Source organism: Gammaproteobacteria bacterium, from assembly GCA_022340215.1.
Classification (GTDB): Bacteria; Pseudomonadota; Gammaproteobacteria; order JAJDOJ01; family JAJDOJ01; genus JAJDOJ01.
This window is the reverse complement of record JAJDOJ010000144.1, coordinates 1-3,848: the sequence shown is the minus strand read 5'-3', so window position 1 is coordinate 3,848 and position 3,848 is coordinate 1. Positions and strand designations below refer to the sequence as shown.

3 protein-coding genes are annotated in these 3,848 nt (G+C 60.8%); 2 read left to right on the top strand and 1 reads right to left on the bottom strand.

Features of this window, described 5'->3' with window-relative positions; all coding sequences use genetic code 11:
• Together LJE91_10390 and LJE91_10385 are read left to right on the top strand one after the other, a co-directional pair.
• Positions 1-793: hypothetical protein (locus LJE91_10390; GenBank protein ID MCG6869101.1), on the top strand; the 793-nt coding region annotated here is incomplete at its 5' end.
• Positions 794-815: 22 nt separating this feature from the next.
• Complete coding sequence (locus LJE91_10385; protein ID MCG6869100.1) at positions 816-2,297, top strand: beta-lactamase family protein; 1,482 nt, start codon at positions 816-818, stop codon at positions 2,295-2,297.
• A 59-nt stretch (positions 2,298-2,356) separates the two neighbouring features.
• On the opposite strand, the gene LJE91_10380 is transcribed toward LJE91_10385, so the two are convergent.
• Entirely contained in the window at positions 2,357-3,334 is a 978-nt protein-coding gene (locus LJE91_10380; GenBank protein ID MCG6869099.1) for a DUF523 and DUF1722 domain-containing protein, read from the bottom strand.
• Positions 3,335-3,848 lie beyond the last annotated feature (514 nt).

The following is a 3,848-nucleotide window of genomic DNA, read 5'->3' as shown; positions in this document are numbered from 1 at the left end:
TCACTGGATCGAAACCGGTGCGCGGTCCCTGACCACCGTCTATGGTCGGTTTCCGGTCCGCGGCGCACAGATCCTGGTGGTCCCGATTGGCCGCGCACGCGAACCCGTCCCATGGGCGCAGGTGATGCGCGGCGGCGGTGATGCGGCTCATCTCTACGTCGACGAAACCCGGCCTTTGAAATCCTTCCTCGAAGACTGGACGCTCTATCACGAATTCTCGCACCTTCTGCACCCCCTGCTGGACGGGAACGACACCTGGTTGTCGGAAGGCTTGGCGAGCTACTACCAGAACGTCATCCAGGCCAGGCAGGGGCGGATCGACGAAGCCGAGGCCTGGTCGAATCTCGACGCAGGTTTCCTGCGTGGAAAACGCGGGACTCCACGGGACATGTCTCTCGCCGAAGCGACCGAGAACATGCTCCGCGATCGTCTTTTCATGCGCGTGTACTGGAGCGGCGCCGCCGTGGCCCTGTTGGCGGACGCAGAACTGCGACGTCGCTCCGATGGGCGTCAATCACTGGATTCCGCACTCGATGGACTGCGCGAGTGCTGCCTTCCGTTCCAGGACACCTGGAGCGGTGAACGGCTTGTTGATCAACTCGACGCCATCACCGGCACCGACGTGTTCCGATCGCTTTACCGGCAACACCGGGACTCGGCTGAATTCCCGGACCTCACTGCCACCTACCAGCACCTGGGCCTGGCGAGAACTCCCGATGGTGGGATCCGACTCGTGGACGAGGCCGACGAAAGCTGGATTCGCCGCGCGATCATGACCGTTCCGGAACGTTGAGGTGACACGCGCGATGGGTGGGATGATCCACCGATATGCCATTGCACTCATCCTGTGTGTGCCGGCGGTTCCAGGGGCCGATGCGTCCTGCGAGGTGGTCGGGCCAACTGGCGAATCTGCAGAAATGCGCGAACTGTTGATCGATATCGACGTGATACGCGGTCGATACAACGTGCCGGCGGTGGCGTTGACGATCGTCTCGGCAGACAGGCTGATCAAGACAGTGGCGATGGGCCAGGCGAACCGCAAAGGACCCGTCCCCGCCACGCCGGACACTCTTTTCCGGATCGGATCCATTACCAAGACCTTTACGGCGCTGGCCGTACTACGTGCGCAGGATCGCGGCCTGTTGAGCCTGGATACGGAGGTCGCGAAGGCGGTGCCGGACGCGCCTCTTGTCAATCCCTGGCAGGCAACCCGGCCTGTCCGGCTCGTCCACCTGCTGGAGCACACCGCCGGACTGCTGGACCTGAGCAAGACTGAGTTCGACCACAACATTCCAGTCGGCATCGGCGAGGGACTTCGGGTCGCGCCCGAGCAGCGCGTGGTTCACTGGCCTCCCGGCATGCATGCGTCTTATTCGAATGCAGGATACGGGCTCGCCGGATACGTACTGGAAAAAGCCAGCGGCATGTCGTGGTCGAGGATCATGAGGGACTGGCTGTTCGAACCGCTTGGCATGAACGCGGCGATCGTGACGCCGGACATCCCTGCCCGAAAAACCCTGGCGGCCGGCTACGATACGGACGGCCAGACCGCTATCCCCTACTGGCACATGGTCATGCCCTCGTTCGGCGCCATCAATAGCTCGCCGCGGGAGATGGGCGCCCTGCCAAGACTTTTCCTGAACGACGGACGCGTCGACGGGAAGGTCGTTGTCAGTGAGGCCGCCATCCGGAGGATGGAGCATCCCATGACTACCCTCGCCGCGCAAAGTGGTCTGCGCTACGGGTATGGGCCTGGCCTGTACGCGTCCACCCACAAGGGATTTCTGTTCCACGGACATGGCGGCGACGGTGACGGTTATCTGTCCCGGTTCGCCTACAGCAGGCAGCTCAATCGCGGCTATTTCGTTGTCATCAACGCCTTTCATCGCCAGGCTTTACGTGAGATCGAGGACCGGATTCAGGACTATCTCGTCGAAGGGGTTCTACCTTCCGGCAAACCGAGCGAACCCCAACTTGACGCAGCTTTCCTGAGCCCCCTTGCCGGGCACTACGAATCGGTGACATGGCGTTTCCCCTGGCAAACAGGTGAAAACCGGTTTGAATCGCTTGAGGTCGTGTTTAAAGACGGAGATCTCTATCTGTTGAATGACGGGGAGATGAGAAGACTGGTCCCTGTTAATCCCCAACACTTTCGCGATGTCGACGAACCGGGAGCGACGATGGCCTTCGTGCGATCGGACGGCGTGCTGTATTTCCAAAGTGACGACGGGAATTTTCGAAAGACTGCATTGCCCGGCAACAGCGCAATCGGTCCATCCGCCGAGGCTGCCCGTTAGTCGGGGCGTTGGTCATATCGAAGTTCCCGGACGCGCGTACTCCGGAAGATATCGACGCCTCAGATCTGATTTCGCAGCCCGAGGTCGTCCGGATGAGGGAATAGATAAACCTGTCGCTCCATCCAGGGATCCGGATGTCGCCTGAAGTAGTGACGCATCAGCGTGATCGGCACCACAAGGGGGATCTCGCCACGGCGATAGGCCTCGATGCTTCCGATGATCTCCTGCTTGTCGCCGCTGTCGATACTGCGCTTGAGGTAACCCATCATGTGCTGCAGCACGTTCACGTGGCGCATGCGGTTCACCCTGCGGCCGAGTGCGGTCATAAGCTCCCCGATATACCGGGAGGCTACCGACTTCGGATCGATCCCCGACAGGTCGGCGAGCATTCGCCCCAACCTCTGGTAAGCCGCCTGCGAGTGGGCCATCACCAGATACTTGTGATCGGTGTGGAATTCGATCAGACCTGCCGGCGTCACGCCCTTCTCTAGAAGTTGCTGCCAACGCCTGTTGGTGTAGGCTCGATTGATGAAATTCTCCCGAAGAACCGGATCCTTGAGACGCCCCTCCTCCTCGACCGGCAGGTCGGGCAGACGGTCCTTCAGGACGCGCGCGTAGATCCCGGTTCCCTTGCGCTCGCCCGCCCCTCCCTTCGGGTTGTAGACCTTTACTCGTTCCATCCCGCAACTCGGAGAGTCCTTCTTGAGAATGTAGCCGTTCAACCCGCCGAACCCGGGCACTGCTTCTTCCGCATAGGCACTCAGCCGATCGGTCACATCCATGTCGGGATCGTCCGTACCCACGGCCCTCGGGGATTCCGGATCGCCGACCAGACGAATCGGTGGACGCGGGACGCCCATGCCGATGGCGACTTCCGGGCAGATCGGCACATAGTCCACGTAGCGTGAGAGGTCACCGCAGACGAACCCGTCGCGCTTGTGTCCGCCGTTGTACCGGACCTCTTCCCCGAGCAGGCAGGAACTGATCCCGATCTTTAGGCGGGGAAAGGATTCGCTGGTCCGGATACCCTGAGTCATCGTGGCGGTGACCGGTTCATGCAATCACGTCTGAATTTTCAGGCTGAAAACCGGAGTATGGGAAGCACAAACGCCTCATTTCGTAGAACCCAGTGATACGCGATGGCTTTTCGCACCTTCTTCTGCTGCGCCCGGTGTTAGGCGGGCGTTCGATCCTGCGTCTCATCGGGCGCCCTGGTTTTGTTGTCTTTGCCCCTCCTGTGCGGCGTCGGACACGTGCGGTGTTTGCTGTCGGGGCGAACACGCCGTGGGGACGAGTCGGTTTGACTCTTGAACTGGGGTACCAACGCTGCCAGCCTGTGTTTTGGCTCCTGCCGCTTCGACTGTTCGGCGCTATCTCTTGAGCTTTGCCTCGGCTCCGCCACTGGCCGGTTTGACGGATTCTGACTCAATCGTCTTCTCTGAGCAACGCGTCCGCCCCCATTCGAATCCCGGATCTGATAGAGTCCACCATTCGAGCGCATTCAGGCAAGCCGTGGTTGACTGTTGTAGGCATCGATTAGATCCTATCGCA